Genomic DNA, 18,260 nt, shown 5'->3' on the forward strand with positions numbered 1-18,260 from the left:
GGGGACTGCGTTGGTGACGGGTGGTACGGGTGGTTTGGGGGTGTGTGTTGCGCGGTGGTTGGTGGGTTGTGGTGCTGAGCATGTGGTGTTGGTGAGTCGTCGTGGTGCGGGGGCGGTTGGTGTGGAGGGGGTGCGGGCGGAGCTTGAGGGGTTGGGTGCGCGGGTGAGTGTGGTGGCGTGTGATGTGGCTGATCGGGATGGTTTGGCGGGGGTGATCGCGGGGATCGGGGAGGAGGTGCCGCTGCGCACCGTCGTCCACGCCGCCGGTGTGAACACCGGGACCGTCGCCCTGGAATCCCTGACACGGGAGAGGCTGCACGAGGAACTCGCGGTGAAGGTGGACGGTGCCTGGCATCTGGACGCGTTGACGGCGGGTATGGAGCTGGACGCGTTCGTGTTGTTCTCGTCGGGTGCGGCGGCTTGGGGCAGTGGTGGTCAGGCGGGTTACGCGGCCGCCAATGCCTGTTTGGACTCCCTTGCCGCGCATCGCCGTGCCCGGGGCCGCACGGCCACCTCCATCGCCTGGGGCGCTTGGAGCGGGGCCGGCATGGTCGGGGCCACTCCCGGACAGGACGCCCTTCTCAGGCGGCTCGGGGTCGTGCCCATGCGGCCGGACCTCGCCGTCTCCGCGCTTCAACAGGCCCTGGACGACGACGAGACCGCGATCGTCGTGGCGGACCTGGACTGGCCCCGCTTCCTCCCGACGTTCACCGCGACGCGTCCGAGCCCGCTGCTGTCGGCCCTCCCCGAAGCCGCCCGCCCGGCCGCGCCCGCCGAGGAGGAGAGCCCGGCCGGGGACCCCGGGCTCTCCGCACGCCTCGTGGACCTGTCGGCGCGGGAACGCTCGGTGTTCCTGGTGGAACTCGTCCTCCGGGAGGCCGCCGAGGTCCTGGGCCACACCTCGGGGCAGGCGATCGTCGCCGATCAGACCTTCCGGGACATCGGCTTCGACTCCTTCACCGCCGTCGAACTCCGCGACCGGATCGCCCGGACGACCGGCCTGACCCTGCCCGCCACGACCGTCTTCGACCACCCCTCGGCGCTGCGGCTGGCCGCGCACCTCGGCTCCCTGCTCGACGGCACCGGAACGAACGAGGACACCGCCGCCCCCGGGGCGCCGGTGGGGCCGGCGGCCGACGACCCCGTCGTGATCGTGGGAATGGCCTGCCGGTACCCGGGCGGGGTGATGGGTCCCGAGGACCTGTGGCGGCTCATCGCCGAGGGCACGGACGCGATCACACCGTTCCCGGCCGACCGCGGCTGGGACCTGGCGGCGCTCTCCGCCCCCGGCGGGTCCGGGTTCTCCACCACCCGCAGCGGCGGATTCCTCCACGACGCGGGCGGGTTCGACGCCGACTTCTTCGGCATCTCCCCGCGTGAGGCGCTGACCATGGACCCGCAGCAGCGGCTGCTGCTGGAGACGAGCTGGGAGGCACTGGAGCGGGCGGGCATCGACCCGCGCGCCACGCGCGGCAGCCGTACCGGTGTCTTCGCCGGCGTGACCGACCAGGGCTACGGACCCCCGCTGCACCAGCCGGCCGAGGACGGCGATCCGTACGCGCTCACCGGCACGGCGGCCAGCGTGGCCTCCGGACGGGTCTCCTACGTCCTGGGACTGGAGGGTCCGGCCCTGTCGGTGGACACGGCGTGCTCGTCGTCGCTGGTCGCCATGCACCTGGCGGCGCAGTCCCTCCGGCGCGATGAGTGCTCCCTGGCGCTCGCCGGCGGCGTGACCGTGATGGCGACCCCCGGACCCTTCGTGGCGTTCACCCGCCAGGGCGGCCTGTCACCGGACGGCAGGTGCAAGTCCTTCTCCCAGGAGGCCGATGGAACGGGCTGGTCGGAGGGCGTGGGCATGCTCGTCCTCGAGCGGCAGTCCGACGCGCGGCGCAACGGCCACCGGATCCTGGCGGTCCTGCGCGGCTCCGCGGTGAACCAGGACGGCGCGTCCAACGGACTGACCGCGCCGAACGGCCTCGCCCAGGAGCGGGTCATCCGGCAGGCGCTGGCCGACGCCGGACTGCGGCCGGCCGAGGTGGCCACGGTGGAGGCCCACGGCACCGGGACCCGGCTCGGCGACCCGATCGAGGGGCGCGCACTGCTGGCGACCTACGGTCAGGACCGGCCCGGTGAAGAGCCGCTGTGGCTCGGTTCGCTGAAGTCCAATATCGGCCACGCCCAGGCCGCCGCGGGCGTGGGGGGTGTGATCAAGATGGTCAAGGCCATGGAACACGGGGTGCTGCCGAGGACACTGCACGCGGACCGGCCCAGCTCCGAGGTGGACTGGGCGGCGGGCGCGGTACGCCTGCTGGCCGAGGCGCGCCCATGGGACGGGCCGCGGCGCGCGGGCGTGTCGTCGTTCGGGATCAGCGGCACCAACGCGCATCTGATCCTGGAGGCCGGACCCGACACATCGGTGTCCGCGGAACGCCGCCCCGGTGCCGACGGCCCCCGCGGGCCCGTCCCCTGGATGGTGTCGGGACACACGGAGGGCGCGCTGCGCGACCAGGCGCGCGCCCTGCTGGACCGGACGGGGGAAGCCGACGTCCACGACATCGGGCTCTCCCTGGCCACCACGCGCGCCCTGCTGCACCACCGTGCGGTCGTGGTCGCTCGCGACGCGGAGGGCTTCCGGGCGGGCCTGGCGGCGCTCGCGGCAGGCGATCCGGCGCAGCCCGTCGTGACGACTCCCCCGGCGCCGGGCGGGCTGGGTTTCCTCTTCTCGGGGCAGGGCGCGCAGCTGCCCGGAATGGGGCAGGAACTGGCCGCCGCCTTCCCGGCGTTCGCCTCGGCCTTCGCCGAAGCGAGCGCGGGCGTCGGCGGCGTCTGCGTGGACGACGCGGACGTGCTGCGCGGCACCGCCATGGCGCAACGGGCCCTGTTCGCCTTCCAGGTGGCCCTGTACCGCCTGTGGGAGTCATGGGGCGTGGTGCCCGACGCCGTGATCGGGCACTCCGTCGGCGAGGTGGCGGCCGCACATGTGGCCGGTGTTCTGTCGCTGGAGGACGCGTGCCGTCTGGTCGCCGCGCGGGCCGACCTGATGGAACGGCTGGCCGAGGGCGGCGGCGTGATGATGTCGGTGCGCGCGTCGGAGGACGAGGTGACCGGCACGCTCGCGGACGGCGTGTCCCTGGCCGCGGTCAACGGCCCCCGGTCGGTGGTCCTGTCGGGTGACGCGGAAGCCGTGGAGGCGTACGCCGCCCGCTGGCCCGGCGCCCGTGGACTCCGGGTGAGCCACGCCTTCCACTCCCACCACATGGACGGCATGCTCGACGCGTTCGCCGCCGTCGTCCGCGAGCTGACGTTCCACCCGCCGTCCCTTCCGATGCCCGCCGCGGGTGATGTGTCGGACCCCGATCACTGGGTCCGACAGGTCAGGGAGCCGGTGCGGTTCCTCGACGGTGTGCGTCAGCTGCTGGCACGCGGAGTGCGCACGTTCTGCGAGATCGGGCCGGACGCGGTGCTGACGGGCCTGGGCGAGGAGTGCGCCGACGACGTCCCCGGCGTCCGCTTCGTGCCCAGCGCCCGGCGCGGCAGTCCGGAGGAGATCCGGACGGTGCGGGCACTGGGGGAGCTGGCCGCACACGGAGTGACCCCCCGGTGGGACAGGGTGTTCCCCGGTGCGCGCCCGACCGATCTGCCGACCTACGCCTTCCAGCGCCGCCGCTACTGGCTCGGACCCCGGCAACCGGACGGCGACTTCTGGGCTCTGGTACGACAGCAGGATCTGAGCGCCCTGACCGAGAGCCTGCGTGTCGACGGCGACCCCCGGCTGAGCGAGGTGCTGCCCGCACTGGCGCGCTGGCACCGCAGGGGCGAGGACAGTGCGGCGCTGGGCCGCTGGCGCTACGAACTCACGTGGCACCCCGTAGCCGCCGATCCGCCCGCGGAGGTGACCGGCACCTGGCTCGTCGCACCGGCCACCGCCGGCGACCCGCTCGCGGACGCCGTGGTGCTGGCACTGGCCGAGCGGGGCGCCGATCCGGCGGTGGTACGGCCCGAGGACGTGCCCGCCCGGGTCGCGCGGCGGCCGGTCGCCGGCGTCGTCGTCCTGCTGCCGGCCGCCGACGGACCCGGCGAGGCGGACGGGGGATCCCCCGCGGTGCCCGGTCTCGACGAGGCGGCCGCCACCGTGGAACTGGTGCGGCGGATCGCCGCCGAAGAGACCGGCGCCCCCCTGTGGCTCGTCACCCGGGGCGCCGTCGCCGTCGACGGCGAGGTACCGCTGAGCGGTCCGGGGCACTCGCTGCTGTGGGGCCTCGGCCCGGTTCTCCGAGACGAGCGCCCGGAGCTGTGGGGCGGTGTCGTGGACGTGCCCGCCGAACCGTCCGCCACCGCGGCCGAACTGCTCGTCACCGCGCTCACGTCCGGCTGGGATCAGCTCGCCGTGACCGACGGCGGACTGCGCACCCGCCGCCTCGTCCGTGCCCCCTACGACCGCACGGTCTGGCGCCCGTCCGGGACCGTGCTGGTCACCGGGGGCACGGGGGCCCTGGGCCGGCACGTGGCGCGGTGGCTCGCGGCCGAGGGAGCCGGACACGTGGTACTGGCCGGACGCCGCGGCGGCGACGCCCCCGGTGTCGCGGAGCTGTGCGCGGAACTGACGGCAGGCGGCGTCACGGCGACCGCCGTCAGCTGCGACATACGGGACCGCGCCGCGCTGGCCGAGCTGCTGGACCGCTGTTCGCCGGACGCCGTCGTACACGCGGCGGCCGTCGTCGACGACACCACCCTGGACGGGCTGACCCCGCACCGCGTGGACCAGGTGCTGCGCACCAAGGCCCTCCCGGCCTGGCACCTCCACCAGCTCACCCGGGACCGCCCGCTCTCGGCGTTCGTGCTGTTCTCCTCGGTCGCGGGCACACTCGGTACCGCGGGCCAGGGCAACTACGCGCCGGGCAACGCCTTCCTCGACGCGCTCGCCGCCCACCGGCATGCCCTCGGGCTGCCCGCCACCTCGATCGCCTGGGGCCCCTGGGCAGGGGACGGGCTCGCCGCGGCGGACGCCGTCGCCGGAGCGGCCGGCCGGCACGGCTTCACTCCGATGGACCCGGCGCTCGCCGTCCGGGCGCTCGCGGCCACCGAAGTCCCGTTCGCCCTCGTCATGGACGCCGACTGGGAACGCTTCCCGGCCGAGCGGGCCCCGTCCGTGGTCGCCGGGCTCGTTCCCGACCGCGCGGCGGAGCCGGCACCGGGCCTCCTCGACCGGCTGTCCGGGCTGTCCGAAGCGGAGCAGGCGCGCCTGGTACGGCAGACGGTGCGATCGGCCCTGGCCGCCGTACTGGGCCACCGCGACCCGGGCACCCTCGGCGAGGACCGTACCCTCACCGAACTCGGACTGGACTCCATGACGGCCGTGGAACTGCGCAACCGGCTGCGCGCCCAGACCGGTCTTCACCTGTCCGCGACCCTCGCCTACAACCACCCGACCGCCGAGGAGCTGGCCCGCCACCTGCACGACCGGCTCCGCGAACGGACGGCTCCGGCCGCGTCGTCGGTCACCGCGGAACTGGACCGGCTCGAGGCGGCCGTGGCCGCTCTCCCGCCCGGCGGCGACGAGCGCGGCGCGGTGGCGGAGCGCCTCCGGGCGCTGCTGGGCGAGATCGCGCCGGACCCGGCACACGAGCGTGACCTGGACGACGTCACGCAGGACGAACTGCTGGCCCTCATCGATGACGAATTCGGAAGGTAGCAACCCGCCCATGGCGAACGAAGAACGGCTCGTGGAGTACCTCAAGCGGGTCACCTCCGACCTGCGCGAGGCACGCCGGCAACTGTCCGCACGAAGCGAGCCCGTCGCGATCGTGGGCATGGCCTGCCGCTTCCCCGGCGCGGTGGCGTCCCCAGGACAGCTGTGGGACCTGGTGGCGGGGGAGGTCGACGCGCTGTCCGACGTACCCGCGGGCCGGGCCTGGGACCTGGAGTCGCTGTACGACGCCGACCCGGACGCGCCGGGCCGCTCCTATGTCCGCGCCGGCGGCTTCGTCACGGAGGCGGCCGGATTCGACGCGGACTTCTTCGGCATCTCGCCCCGCGAGGCGACGGCGATGGACCCGCAGCAGCGGCTGCTCCTGGAGACCTCCTGGGAGGCCCTGGAACGCGCCACCGTCGTGCCCGGCTCGCTGCGCGGCGCCCAGGTGGGCGTGTTCGTGGGCACCAACGGACAGGACTACGGCCGTCTGCCGCTCCCCGACGGTCTGGAGGGCTACGTCGGCACGGGCAGCTCCGCGAGCGTGATGTCCGGGCGGATCGCCTACACACTCGGTCTGACGGGCCCCGCCGTCACCGTGGACACGGCCTGTTCGTCCTCGCTGGTCGCACTCCACCTCGCCGCCCATGCGCTGCGCCAGGACGAATGCGAGCTGGCACTGGTCGGCGGCGTGACCGTGATGTCCACCCCGCACGCATTCGTCGGACTCAGCAGACAGCGTGCGCTCTCCGCGGACGGCCGGTGCAAGGCGTTCGCCGAGGCGGCCGACGGCACCGGCTGGGGAGAGGGCGCGGCGACGCTGGTGGTGGAGCGGCTGTCGGACGCCCGGCGGCTGGGCCACCCGGTCCTGGCCGTGGTCCGCGGCTCCGCGGTCAACCAGGACGGCGCCTCGAACGGTCTGACCGCCCCCAACGGGCCCGCCCAGGAACGTGTGATCCGCGCGGCCCTCGCCCAGGCCGGCCTGCGGGCGTCCGATGTCGACGCGGTGGAGGCGCACGGCACCGGCACCCGCCTCGGCGACCCCATCGAGGCCGAGGCGCTCCTGGCCACCTACGGCCAGGAGCGCGACCGGCCGCTGTGGCTCGGGTCGGTGAAGTCGAACATCGGCCACACCCAGGCGGCGGCGGGGCTCGCCGGTGTGATCAAGACGGTGCTGGCCATGCGTCACGGCCTGCTGCCCAGAACCCTGCACGTGGACGCCCCGACCTCGCACGTCGACTGGACCACGGGGCGGGTCGAGCTGCTGACCAAGGCGCGGCCGTGGCCCAAGGCCGACGTCCCGCGGCGGGCCGGGGTGTCCTCCTTCGGCATCAGCGGCACCAACGCCCACGTCATCATCGAGGAACCGACCGAGCCCCCGGCCGAGGAGGCCCCCGTCGGCCGACCGGCTCACGGACCCGTTCCCTGGGTACTGACGGCCCGGGGGAACACCGCCCTGCGGGAACAGGCACGCAACATCTCCGCCCTGGCCGACCGCCACGCCCCCGGCGACATCGGCCACGCACTGGCGACGACCCGGGCGGCCCTCACCGACCGCGCGGTGGTGGTCGCGGAGACCGCCGAGGAGTTCAGGACCGCCCTGTCCGCGCTGGCCGAAGGCAGTGTGCCGCAGAACGTGGTGTGCGGCACCGTCGGCCAGGTGAGCCGGACGGTGTTCGTGTTTCCCGGTCAGGGTGCGCAGTGGGTGGGTATGGCGGTGGAGTTGCTGGAGTCGTCGCCGGTGTTCGCGGCGCGGTTCGCGGAGTGTGAGCGTGCGCTGTCCCCGTTCGTGGACTGGTCGTTGGTGGATGTGGTGCGGGCTGGTGATTTCGGTCGGGTGGATGTGGTGCAGCCGGTGTTGTGGGCGGTGATGGTGTCGTTGGCGGCGTTGTGGGAGTCGGTGGGTGTGCGGCCGGATGCGGTGGTGGGTCATTCGCAGGGTGAGATCGCTGCCGCTGTGGTGGCGGGTGTGTTGTCGTTGGAGGACGGTGCGCGGGTGGTGGCGTTGCGGTCGAAGGCGATCGCTGGGTTGGTGGGTCGTGGTGGGATGGTGTCGGTGCCGTTGCCGGTGGGGGAGGTGCGGGGGCTGTTGCCGGAGGGTGTGTCGGTGGCCGCGGTGAACGGTCCGTCCTCGGTGGTGGTGTCGGGTGATGTGGCGGGGCTGGAGCAGGTGCTGGGGGTCGTGGAGCGTGCTCGGCGGATTCCGGTGGACTACGCCTCGCACTCGGTGCGGGTGGAGGAGATCCGCGAGGATGTTCTGCGGGCCTGTGAGGGGATATCCCCCCGGCGGGCCACTGTTCCGTTCTATTCCACGGTGGACGGTGAGTGGGTCACCGGGGATGAGTTGGACGCGGGGTATTGGTACCGCAACCTGCGGCAGACCGTGGAGTTCGAAGCCGGCGTACGGGCCCTGGCGGATGCGGAGTTCACGACCTTCGTGGAGGTCAGCACCCACCCCGTGCTGACCGTCGGTATCGAGGACTCGGCACCCGGCGCCGTGGTGGTGGGCACCCTGCGGCGGGACCAGGGAGGCCGGGACCGGCTGCTGCGCTCGGCCGCTGAACTTTTCGTACAGGGCGTGCCGGTGGAATGGTCGTCGTTGTTCCCCGACGCGCGGCCGGTGGAGCTGCCGACCTACCCCTTCCAGCACGCGTCGTACTGGCTGGACGGCGTGCCGGGACGTGACGGTGATGTCGGTGCCCTCGGCCTCGCGGCCGGCGGCCACCCGCTGCTGGGCGCGCTCGTCGACCTGGGCGACGAGGGCTGTGTCTGGACCGGGCGGCCGGCGTCCGGGGCACATCCGTGGCTGGCCGACCATGCGGTCGCCGGGTCCGTGTTTCTGCCGGGGACGGCCGTCGTCGAGCTGGCGGTGAGCGCGGGGCGCCGGACCGGGTATCCCCGGCTCGCCGAACTCACCCAGTACGCGCCCTGCGTTCTGCCGGACCGGGGCGGTGTGACGCTTCAGGTCCGCCTGGGCCCGGAGACGGAAGGCGCCCGGCCGGTCGCGGTCCTGTCCCGGCGCGGCGAGGACGACGACTGGACACGGCATGCGGACGGCCTCCTGACCGCGGGTGGCCCGCTGCCCGACGACGGGGAACTCGCCGCGTGGCCGCCGCCCGGCGCGGCGCCCGTCGACACCACGGACCTGTACCGGCGACTGGACGAGGCGGGCTACGGCTACGGGCCCGCCTTCCAAGGGCTGCGCGCCGCCTGGCGACTGGGCGACACGCTGTACGCCGAGGTGGCCGCGCCCGGCGGCGCGGACTCCGGCGGATTCCTGGTGCACCCGGCGGCCCTGGACGCCGCCCTGCACGCCCTCTTCCTCGACCGTGACCTCGACGGGATCCAGGTCCCCTTCTCCTGGAGCGGTGTGGAGCTGAGCCCCGCCGGCCCCGGCGCGCTGCGGGTGCGGCTCTCCGTGCCGGGACCGGACGAGGCGTCCGTGCTCATCGCCGACGACACCGGCCGGCCGGTCTGCTCGGTCGGCCGGTTCGTCGGCCGGCCGCTGTCGGCCGGTCAGCTCGCTGCCGGCCGGACGGGCGCCGCCGACCGGCTCTTCCGGCCGGAGTGGACACCCGTACCGGCCCGGGCGTCCGCGACCCCCGCTCCGGTTCTCCTCGGCCCCGACCTCGACCTGTCCGTGGTGGCCGGCGCACCCGACGCGGTGGTGGCGGCCGTCGGCGTCGCACCGGGGCACGAGGAGGACCCGGTGGGGGCCGCGCACGAGACCGTGCGGCGATTCCTCACCCTGCTCCAGGACTGGTTGGCGGACGACCGGTTCGCCTCCTCCTGCCTCGTCGTCCTGACCCGCCCCGGAGACCTCGTCGCCGGTGCCGTCCAGGGACTCGTCCGCTCCGCGCAGTCGGAGCACCCCGGCCGGTTCGTCCTCCTCGAAGCGGACGGCCCGGACGCGGTGCCCGCCGCTCTGGCCTCCGGCGAGCCGCATGTCGCCGTACGCGGTGACCAGGTGCTGGCGCCCCGTCTGACCCGCGTGACGCACGGCGTCGAGAAGTCCTGCCTCGCCCCGGGCGGCACGGTGCTGATCACCGGGGCCACCGGACTGCTGGGCGGCCTGGTGGCCCGCCACCTGGTCCGCGAACACGGCGTCCGGCATCTGCTCCTGCTGGGCCGCCGGGGCCGGGTGGCGGCCCTGGACGACCTCGATGCCGAGGTGACATGGGCCGCGTGCGACGTGTCGGACCGTACGGCTCTGGCCGACGTGCTGGCCGCCGTACCCGCCGAGCACCCGCTCACCGCGGTCGTCCACATGGCCGGGGTGCTCGACGACGCCACCGTGCTGTCCCTGACCCCCGAGCGGATCGGGCCGGTGCTCGCGCCGAAGGCCGACGGGGCCTGGCACCTGCACGAACTGACCAAGGACCTCGGGCTGGCCGCGTTCGTCCTGTTCTCCTCCACTGCCGGGCTGCTCGGCTCCCCGGGCCAGGGCAACTACGCGGCCGCCAACGGCTTCCTGGACGCCCTGGCCCGGCACCGCCGTGCCGCCGGGTTGCCCGCACAGTCGATCGCCTGGGGACTCTGGCAGGATCCCAGTGCGATGACCGGCCACCTCACGGCGGCCGACATCGCCGGCCGGATGGGACGCAGCGGCGTGCTGCCCCTGACCGCCGAGGCGGGGCTGGCGCTGTTCGACGCCGCACTCACCGTGGACGCCCCGGTGCTCGCCGCCGTCCGCATCGACCCCGCCCGCCTGCCCGACGCGGCGCCGCCGCTGCTCCGCACGCTGGCCGAGGGCGGCGCGGCCGGTACGTCGCGACCTCGTCCGCCCGTCGGCGCGGGCGACTGGGCCGAGGGCTTCCTGCGGCTGCCCGAGGACGAGCGCGAACGCGGCGTCCTCGCCCTGGTGCTCGCCGAGGTCGCCACCGTCCTCGGTCACGACGCCCGGCGCGTGGACCCCCAGCGGGCGTTCAAGGACTTCGGATTCGACTCGCTCACGGCGGTGGATCTGCGCAACCGCCTCAGCGCCGTCACCGGCATCCGCCTGCCCGTCACCCTCGTCTTCGACCACCCCTCCCCGCGCATGCTGTCGAAGTGGCTCGGGGAACAGCTGGAGCGCAACGCGCCGGCCGACCCGCCCGAGGCCGCGCGGACCGTACCCCGCACGCCCGCCGACGAGCCCGTCGCGATCATCGGCATGGCCTGCCGGTTCCCCGGCGGAGTGACGTCGGCGGAGCAGCTGTGGGACCTGGTCCTCGCGGGCGGCGAAGCCATCACACCCTTCCCGCAGGACCGGGGCTGGGACCTGGACGCGCTCTTCGGCACCGGCCCCGACCGGCCCGGACGCAGCCACACGCGGCACGGCGGGTTCCTGGACGACGTGTCCGGCTTCGACCCCGAGTTCTTCGGCATCTCCGCCCGTGAGGCACTGGCCATGGACCCGCAGCAGCGACTTCTGCTGGAGGCCGCCTGGGAGGCTCTGGAGGACGCCGGCATCGACCCGGCCGGACTCCGGGGCAGCCCGACGGGCGTCTTCGCGGGCGTGATGCACCACGACTACGCCGAGCGCCTGCGCGACGCGCCACCGGAGATCGAGCCGTACGTCGGCAACGGCAGCGCCGGCAGCATCGCGTCCGGACGCGTCGCCTACACCTTCGGCTTCGAGGGGCCCGCGCTGTCGGTGGACACGGCCTGTTCCTCCTCCCTCGTGGCACTGCATCTCGCCGCGCGGGCCCTGCGCGCGGGGGAGTGCTCGCTCGCACTGGCCGGCGGCGTCTCGGTGATGGCGACCCCCGAACTGTTCGTGCAGTACAGCCGGCAGCGCGGCCTGTCCGAGGACGGGCGCTGCCGGGCCTTCGCCGACTCCGCCGACGGCACGGGCTTCGCCGAAGGCGTCGGGATGCTCCTGGTGGAGCGGCTGTCCGACGCGCGGCGCAACGGCCACCGGGTACTGGCCGTGGTGCGCGGCAGCGCCGTCAACCAGGACGGCGCGTCCAACGGGCTGACCGCGCCGAACGGCCCGTCCCAGGAGCGGGTGATCCGCGCCGCGCTGGCCGACGCCGGGTTGCGCACCGGCGACGTGGACGTGGTCGAGGCACACGGCACCGGAACCCGCCTCGGCGACCCGATCGAGGCGCGGGCCCTGCTGGCCACCTACGGCCGGGACCGTCCCGCGGACCGGCCGTTGTGGCTGGGCTCGGTGAAGTCCAACATCGGCCACACACAGGCCGCGGCCGGGGCCGCGGGCATCATCAAGATGGTCATGGCGATGCGGCACAACACCATTCCGCGGACCCTGCACGCGGACACCCCGACGAGCCGGGTCGACTGGGACGCGGGTGCCGTGCGACTGCTGTCCGAGACCCGGCCCTGGCAGGGACCGCGCCGCGTGGGGGTGTCCTCGTTCGGGGCGAGCGGCACCAACGCGCACATCATCCTGGAGGGCGCCACTTCCGACGCCGCCGCCGGGGAGAGCGCACAGCGCCCGCGCTGGCCCGCCCCCGACGGGGCGGCCGGCCCGCCCTTGGCTCTGCCGCTGTCCGCGCACGGCCCGGCGGCCCTGCGCGGCCAGGCCGGCAACCTGCTGCCCGCACTGGCCCGGCACGACCCCCGCGATGTCGCGCACTCGCTGGCCACCACCCGCACCACCTTCCCGCACCGTGCCGTCGTCCTCGGCGGCGACCCGCGGGAGCTGCGGCGCGCCCTGGACGCCCTGCACCAGGGAGAGCCGGACGGCAGCCTGGTGACCGGGGAGGCGGTCGCCGACCCCCGGCCGGTCTTCGTCTTCCCCGGCCAGGGCGGCCAGTGGACGGGCATGGCGCTGGAACTCCTCGACCACTCACCGGAGTTCGCCGACCGCATGGCCCAGTGCGCCCGCGCGCTGGCGCCCTACCTGGAGTGCGGCCTCGACGACGTGCTGCGCCGCGCGGAGTACGACCGCGTGGACCTCGTACAGCCCGCGCTGTGGGCGGTGATGGTCTCGCTGGCCGAAGTGTGGCGCGCGCACGGCGTGGAACCCGTCGCCGTGCTCGGCCACAGCCAGGGCGAGATCGCCGCCGCGGTGGTCGCCGGGGCGCTGTCCCTGGAGGACGGTGCCCGCGTGGTGGCCCTGCGCTCGCGCGAACTGGCCGCCCTCGCCGGGCACGGCGGCATGGTCTCGCTCCCCCTTCCGGTGGCCGATGTCCGCGACCTGCTGAAACACTGGCCGGGCCGACTCGACGTCGCCGCAGTCAACGGCCCCCGCTCCACGGTGGTCTCCGGCGACGCGGACGCGCTCATGGAACTCCTCGCCCACGACGAACGGGCGCGCGCGATCCCGGTGGACTACGCCTCCCACTCCCGGCATGTGGAACCGCTGCGCGCCCGCATCCTCGACGCCCTGTCCGCCATCGCGCCGTGCACCGCCGGGATCCCTCTGCTGTCCACCGTCGACGGCGACTGGCCGGACACCGCCGGCCTCGGCCCGGAGTACTGGTACCGCAACCTGCGGCAACCCGTGGAGTTCGAGGCCGCGACGCGCACCCTGCTGGACCGGCCGGGCACCGTCTTCATCGAGATCAGCCCGCATCCGACGCTCGTCGTACCGATCCGGGAGACCGCCGAGCAGGCCGGGACACCGGTGCCGGTGCTCAGCACACTGCGGCGCGACGACGGCGGCCCGCGACGCCTGGCCCTGGCCCTCGCGGACGCCCATGTGCACGGGCTGCCCGCACGGCTGCCCGTGCCGCGGGGGCACCGGGTCGACCTGCCTCGCTACGCCTTCCAGCGCGAGCGCTACTGGCCCGAGCCGCCCAGGGAGCGCGCCGATGTGGCCGGGGCGGGCCTGGCCCCCGCGAACCACCCGCTCCTCGGCGCCGCGGTCGACCTGGACGAGGACGGCTGCGTGCTGACCGGCCGGATTTCTCTGGCCACCCACCCCTGGCTGGCCGATCACACCGCCCTCGGCGTGGTGCTGCTGCCCGGTACCGCCCTGCTGGACCTCGCCGTCAGCGCGGGCCGTCGCGTCGGCCACGGGCGGATCGCCGAACTCACCCTCACCGCCCCGCTGACCCTGCCGGCCACGGGCGCGGTGCGGCTGCGGGTACGTGTGGGATCCGCCGGGCCCGATGGGCGGCCGGTGACGGTCTCCTCCTGCCCGGAGGAGTCGGCCGACTGGACCCGCAACGCGGAGGGCACCCTCGCGCCCGAGCAGCCGCTCACCGGCGCCCTCGCCGCATGGCCTCCGGCCGGGGCCGAGTCCGTCGACGTCGCGGCGCTGTACGACACCTACGCCCGTGCCGGGCTCGACTACGGACCCGCCTTCCGCGGGCTGCGCGCGGCCTGGCGACGTGGGGACGAGGTCTACGCCGAGGTCGCGCACGACGGACTTCCCCGCGAGGAGTTCGGTGTCCACCCCGCCCTGCTGGACGCCGCCGTACAGGCCATGGCCGTCCACGACCGCCGCGAAGCACTGTGCCTCCCCTTCACCTGGCGTGATGTCACCCTCTCCGGAGAGGCACCGACGGCGTTGCGGGTCCGCATCGCACCGGCGGGTGAGAACGCCGTCTCCCTGGAGGCCGCCGACAGCGCGGGCAACGCCGTGGCCTCCGTCGGCTCACTGACCGTCCGGGAGGTCCCCGCGGCGGCATTGCCCGGAGCCGCCCCCGTCGCCGACTCCCTGCTCCGCCGTACCTGGACCGACCTCACCACGCCGTCCGTGTCGCCGCGGCGCTGGGTCGCCGTCGGCGAGGGAGCCTCCGCACTGGCCGCCGCCCTGCCCGGCGCACGTACCGCGGACACGCTGGAGGCGCTGCTCGGCCAGGACGACCTGCCCGACACGATCGTCGTGACGCCGCGGTGCGACGGACCCGATCCCGCCCGGGCCGCGCACCGGGCCACGGCCCGTGCCCTGGCCCTGCTCGGCGCCCATCTGGCGGCACCGGGCCTGACGGACACCAGGATGGTCCTCCTGCTGCCCCGGGACGACCTGGCGGCGGCCGCCGTCGCCGGGCTCGTGAGGTCCGCGCAGACGGAACACCCGGACCGCCTGGTGCTGGTGCACTGTGACCCGGCCGACCCCGTCGACCTGGCGCTGGTGCCCGCGGCGGTGGCGAGTGGCGAACCCGAACTGGCCGTCGAGTCGGGCCGGCTGCGCGCCCCCCGCCTCGTGCCGGCCGTTCCGGCCCCTGAACGGCCCGCTCTCGATTCCTCCGGCACCGTTCTGGTCACCGGAGCGGGCGGTGCGCTGGGCACCCTCGTGACCCGTCATCTGGTGCAGGCGTACGGAGCGCGGCATCTGCTGCTGGTGGGCCGCACGGCTCCCGTGGTTCCCGAGGGGCTGGACGCCGACATCCGGGCCGTCGCCTGCGACGTGGCCGACCGCACCGCCACGGCCGCCCTCCTCCGTACGATCGACACGGCCCACCCGCTGACCGCTGTGTTCCACACGGCCGGTGTGCTGGACGACGCCACCATGACCACCCTCACCGAGGACCGGCTGCACCCGGTTCTCGCACCGAAGGTCGACGGCGCGTGGAATCTGCACGAACTGTGCGGCGATGTCGGTCTGTTCGTGCTGTACTCCTCCGTGGCGGGCCTTCTCGGCGCCCCTGGGCAGGGCAACTACGCGGCCGCCAACGCCTTCCTGGACGCGCTGGCCCTCCACCGGAGGAACCTCGGCCTGGCCGCCCAGTCCCTCGCCTGGGGCTGGTGGGCGGAGACCAGTGGCCTGACCGCCGCCCTCGGCGACGACGGCCGGGCACGGCTGACCGGAGCGGGCGTCGTTCCGATGAGCAGCGAGGGGGGTCTCGCTCTGCTCGACGCCGCGCTCGCCTGCGGCGACGCGCTCCTGGCGCCTCTGCGGCTGGACCGCGCCGTGGCGCGCGGCCTCGACCGGCCGCTGCTCCGTGACCTCCTCGGCGGCCGGCGCCGCACCCACACCCCCGGGACCGGAGCCGCCGGTCCGGAGGAACGGCTGGCGCGGGCCACCGGCCGCGAGCGCGGCCGTCTGCTGCTCGACCTGGTCCGCCGCCGCGCCGCCGCACTGCTGGGACGTTCCGAGGTGCACCCCGCGCGCGGATTCCTCGAGCTCGGTTTCGACTCGCTGACCGCCGTCGAGCTGCGCAACCAGCTCAGCACGGCGACGGGACTGAGCCTGCCCACCACGCTCACCTTCGACCACCCATCACCGGTGGAGCTGGCCGAGCATCTGGACGCCCTCCTGGAGGCCCGTGACCCCACCCGCCCGGACGGTCTGCTGACGACCCTGAGCGAACTGGAGCACCTCGCCGGCTCGCTGCCGCCGGACGACGCGGACCATGGCGAACTGCGGTCCCGGCTGGCCGCCCTGCTCGCCTCCCTGCCGGATGCCGCCCGTGACGAGCCGCCGCGGGAAACCGGCTCCGAGACGTCCGACCTCGACAGGGCGGGTCTGGCGGAGATGCTCGCGATCATCGACAACGAACTGGAGTAGCCGTGCCGCCGCTGAAACTGTCGCCGCCCGGCAGGGTGGGCCGCGTGGGCGGGGCCGTTCGGGTGGCGGGGGTCGTGTCCAGGACGCGTGGCCGCTCGCGGCTGCCCGGGGGATGAGCGAGGAGGCCGCCGAGCGGAGGGAAAGGTGTCAGTCCTGGCGGCTGGGGAGCATGGCCAGGGCCTGGGAGCGCTGTGCGACGAGGTCGTCGTAGGCGCCGTCGCGCTCGGCCCAGCGGTGCACGAGGACGCCCTTCACGAGAATCTCGTGGGGGGTGGGGTCCTGCGAGAGCAGCTGCATGACCTCGGTGGCGAAGTCGTCGAGCGGCAGCGCGTGCGGGTTCACCTTTTCCTGTCCTGCCGTGGCGACGGCCGGGGGGACGAGCTCGACGACACCGACACCGGTGCCGTCGAGCTGCGCGCGCAGTGCCTCGGAGTAGGCGTGCACCGCGGCCTTCGACGCGGCGTAGCTGGGCATGGGCGGGAACGGCAGGAAGGCGATGCCGGAGGTGACGGTGATCAAGGTGCCGGCACCCCGCCGGACCAGGTGCGGGGTGAAGGCGTCGATGACCCGGATGGTGCCGAGCAGGTTGGTGTCGATCGTCGTTGCCGCCGCCTCGAAGTGCGCGGGGTCGCGCAGGTCCTCCAGGAGCATGACGCCCGACATCGTCACCACGGTGTCCAGCTCGGGGTACCGGGCGAGCGCGGTGTCACGGGCAGACGCGACGGAGACACTGTCGGTGACGTCGATGCTGATGGTGCCGAAGCCTTCTTCGGCCAGTTCCGAGAGCGCCTCCGGGCTGCGGCCGCCAACGGCCACGGTGCTGCCCGCCGCGGCGAACCGCCGGGCCAGCTCTCGCCCGATACCCGAGGTTCCACCGACGATGAGAACGGTGCGGTTGGAGAGATCCATGAGGTCTTCCCTTCAGTCCGGGGCGCCGCCGGCGTTCAGGCCCGCGGCGCAGACAAAGACGCTCTTTGCCTTTTTCGAAACAGTGCTTTTCAAAACAGTGCTATCGCAGTCTTGACGGCATCCGCCGGGTGTGGCAGGGCCCCCGTCTTCCCTGGTCCTGCCAGGGCCCCCGCTGAGACACGCGCACCGCATTACGGTGGCGGTATGAAGGATGAGGAATCCGGCAACCGGCTCGGCAGCTACCTTCGCGCCCGGCGTGAGCTGGTCTCCCCGGCGCAGGCAGGACTCCCGGCCGGCGGCAACCGCCGCGTGCCCGGTCTGCGCCGCGAGGAAGTCGCCCTGCTCGCCGGAATCAGTCCCGACTACTACCTGCGCCTGGAACGCGGCCGTGACAAGAACCCCTCACCGCAGGTCCTCGAATCACTCGCGCGCGTCCTGCAACTCGACGACATCGAACGGGCGTATCTGCTCGGCCTCGCGGCGGCACGCCCCAGGGCGCCGCGCCGCAAGCGGCCCGAGCACGTACCGGCGCGGGTGCACGAGCTGCTCGCCCACCTTCAGATCCCCGCGTTCGTCGAAGGGCGCGCGTTCGATGTCCTGGCCTCCAACCCCATGGCGGTCGCGCTCTCCCCTCGCCTGCGGCCCGGCCAGAACCGGCTTCGTTCCCTCCTCCTCGATCCTGAGGAACAAGCCTTCCACCAGGACTGGACGAAAGCCACCGCCGACTTCATCGCCGCCCTTCGCACCACCATCGGGGACGACACCGACAACCCCCGGTTCGTCGAACTCGTCGGAGAACTCGCGCTGTCCAGTCAGCGGTTCCGCACCCTGTGGGCCCGCCACGACGTCCGCAGTCTCGACGGAGGCACCACCACCGTCCACCACCCCGTCGTCGGTGAACTACGCCTCCACCGCGACAAACTCCCCATCGACGACGTCATCCTCGTCGTTTACTACCCCGACAAGGACAGCGACAGCGACGAGAAGCTGCGGCTCCTCGCCGCACTCTCACACACCGGGTCCGCCGGCACAGAGCACGGCAGAAGGGCGGACGACTCGCGCCCAAAGACACCCTGACGAACACATGCCACCCCGGGGTGCCGGTAAGAACGCTGCCACCAGCCGCGGACGACGGGTGTCCGGGTGTCACGCGCGGCGGGGTCGCACTGCGCGACGTGTCGGGGCCGGGGCCGTGTGCCAAAACTGCCGCCCGCGGCCCGATCGCATCTGCACCCACGACAACCCGCACCGCCCCAC

General features: G+C 74.1%; 4 protein-coding genes. 3 read left to right on the plus strand and 1 reads right to left on the minus strand.

Annotated features, from left to right (window positions below; translation table 11 throughout):
* On the plus strand, nt 1-5,692 hold a 5,692-nt coding region (locus AB0E24_RS42585), incomplete at its 5' end, for a type I polyketide synthase (RefSeq protein ID WP_435865389.1).
* Nucleotides 5,693-5,702: 10 nt separating this feature from the next.
* Entirely contained in the window at nt 5,703-16,094 is a 10,392-nt protein-coding gene (locus AB0E24_RS42590; protein WP_359385163.1) for an SDR family NAD(P)-dependent oxidoreductase, read from the plus strand.
* Between the two features lie 147 nt (nt 16,095-16,241).
* Here AB0E24_RS42590 and AB0E24_RS42595 read toward each other — a convergent pair whose 3' ends face one another.
* Nucleotides 16,242-17,003: an SDR family oxidoreductase gene (locus tag AB0E24_RS42595; RefSeq protein ID WP_359385165.1), complete on the minus strand. Its 762-nt coding sequence runs from the start codon at nt 17,001-17,003 to the stop codon at nt 16,242-16,244.
* Between the two features lie 204 nt (nt 17,004-17,207).
* Between AB0E24_RS42595 and AB0E24_RS42600 the strand changes: the two genes are divergently transcribed.
* Nucleotides 17,208-18,080 carry a helix-turn-helix transcriptional regulator gene (locus tag AB0E24_RS42600; RefSeq protein ID WP_359385167.1) on the plus strand — a complete coding sequence of 291 codons (873 nt, stop codon included), beginning with the start codon at nt 17,208-17,210 and terminating at the stop codon, nt 18,078-18,080.
* Nucleotides 18,081-18,260 lie beyond the last annotated feature (180 nt).

The organism is Streptomyces malaysiensis subsp. malaysiensis (assembly GCF_040653035.1).
GTDB lineage: Bacteria > Actinomycetota > Actinomycetes > Streptomycetales > Streptomycetaceae > Streptomyces > Streptomyces malaysiensis.

Excerpts from the sequence above, each read along its gene's own strand:
- AB0E24_RS42595 (WP_359385165.1), bottom strand. The coding sequence starts at position 17,003 with ATGGATCTCTCCAACCGCACCGTTCTCATCGTCGGTGGAACCTCGGGT.
- AB0E24_RS42590 (WP_359385163.1), top strand. The coding sequence starts at position 5,703 with ATGGCGAACGAAGAACGGCTCGTGGAGTACCTCAAGCGGGTCACCTCC.
- AB0E24_RS42600 (WP_359385167.1), top strand. The coding sequence starts at position 17,208 with ATGAAGGATGAGGAATCCGGCAACCGGCTCGGCAGCTACCTTCGCGCC.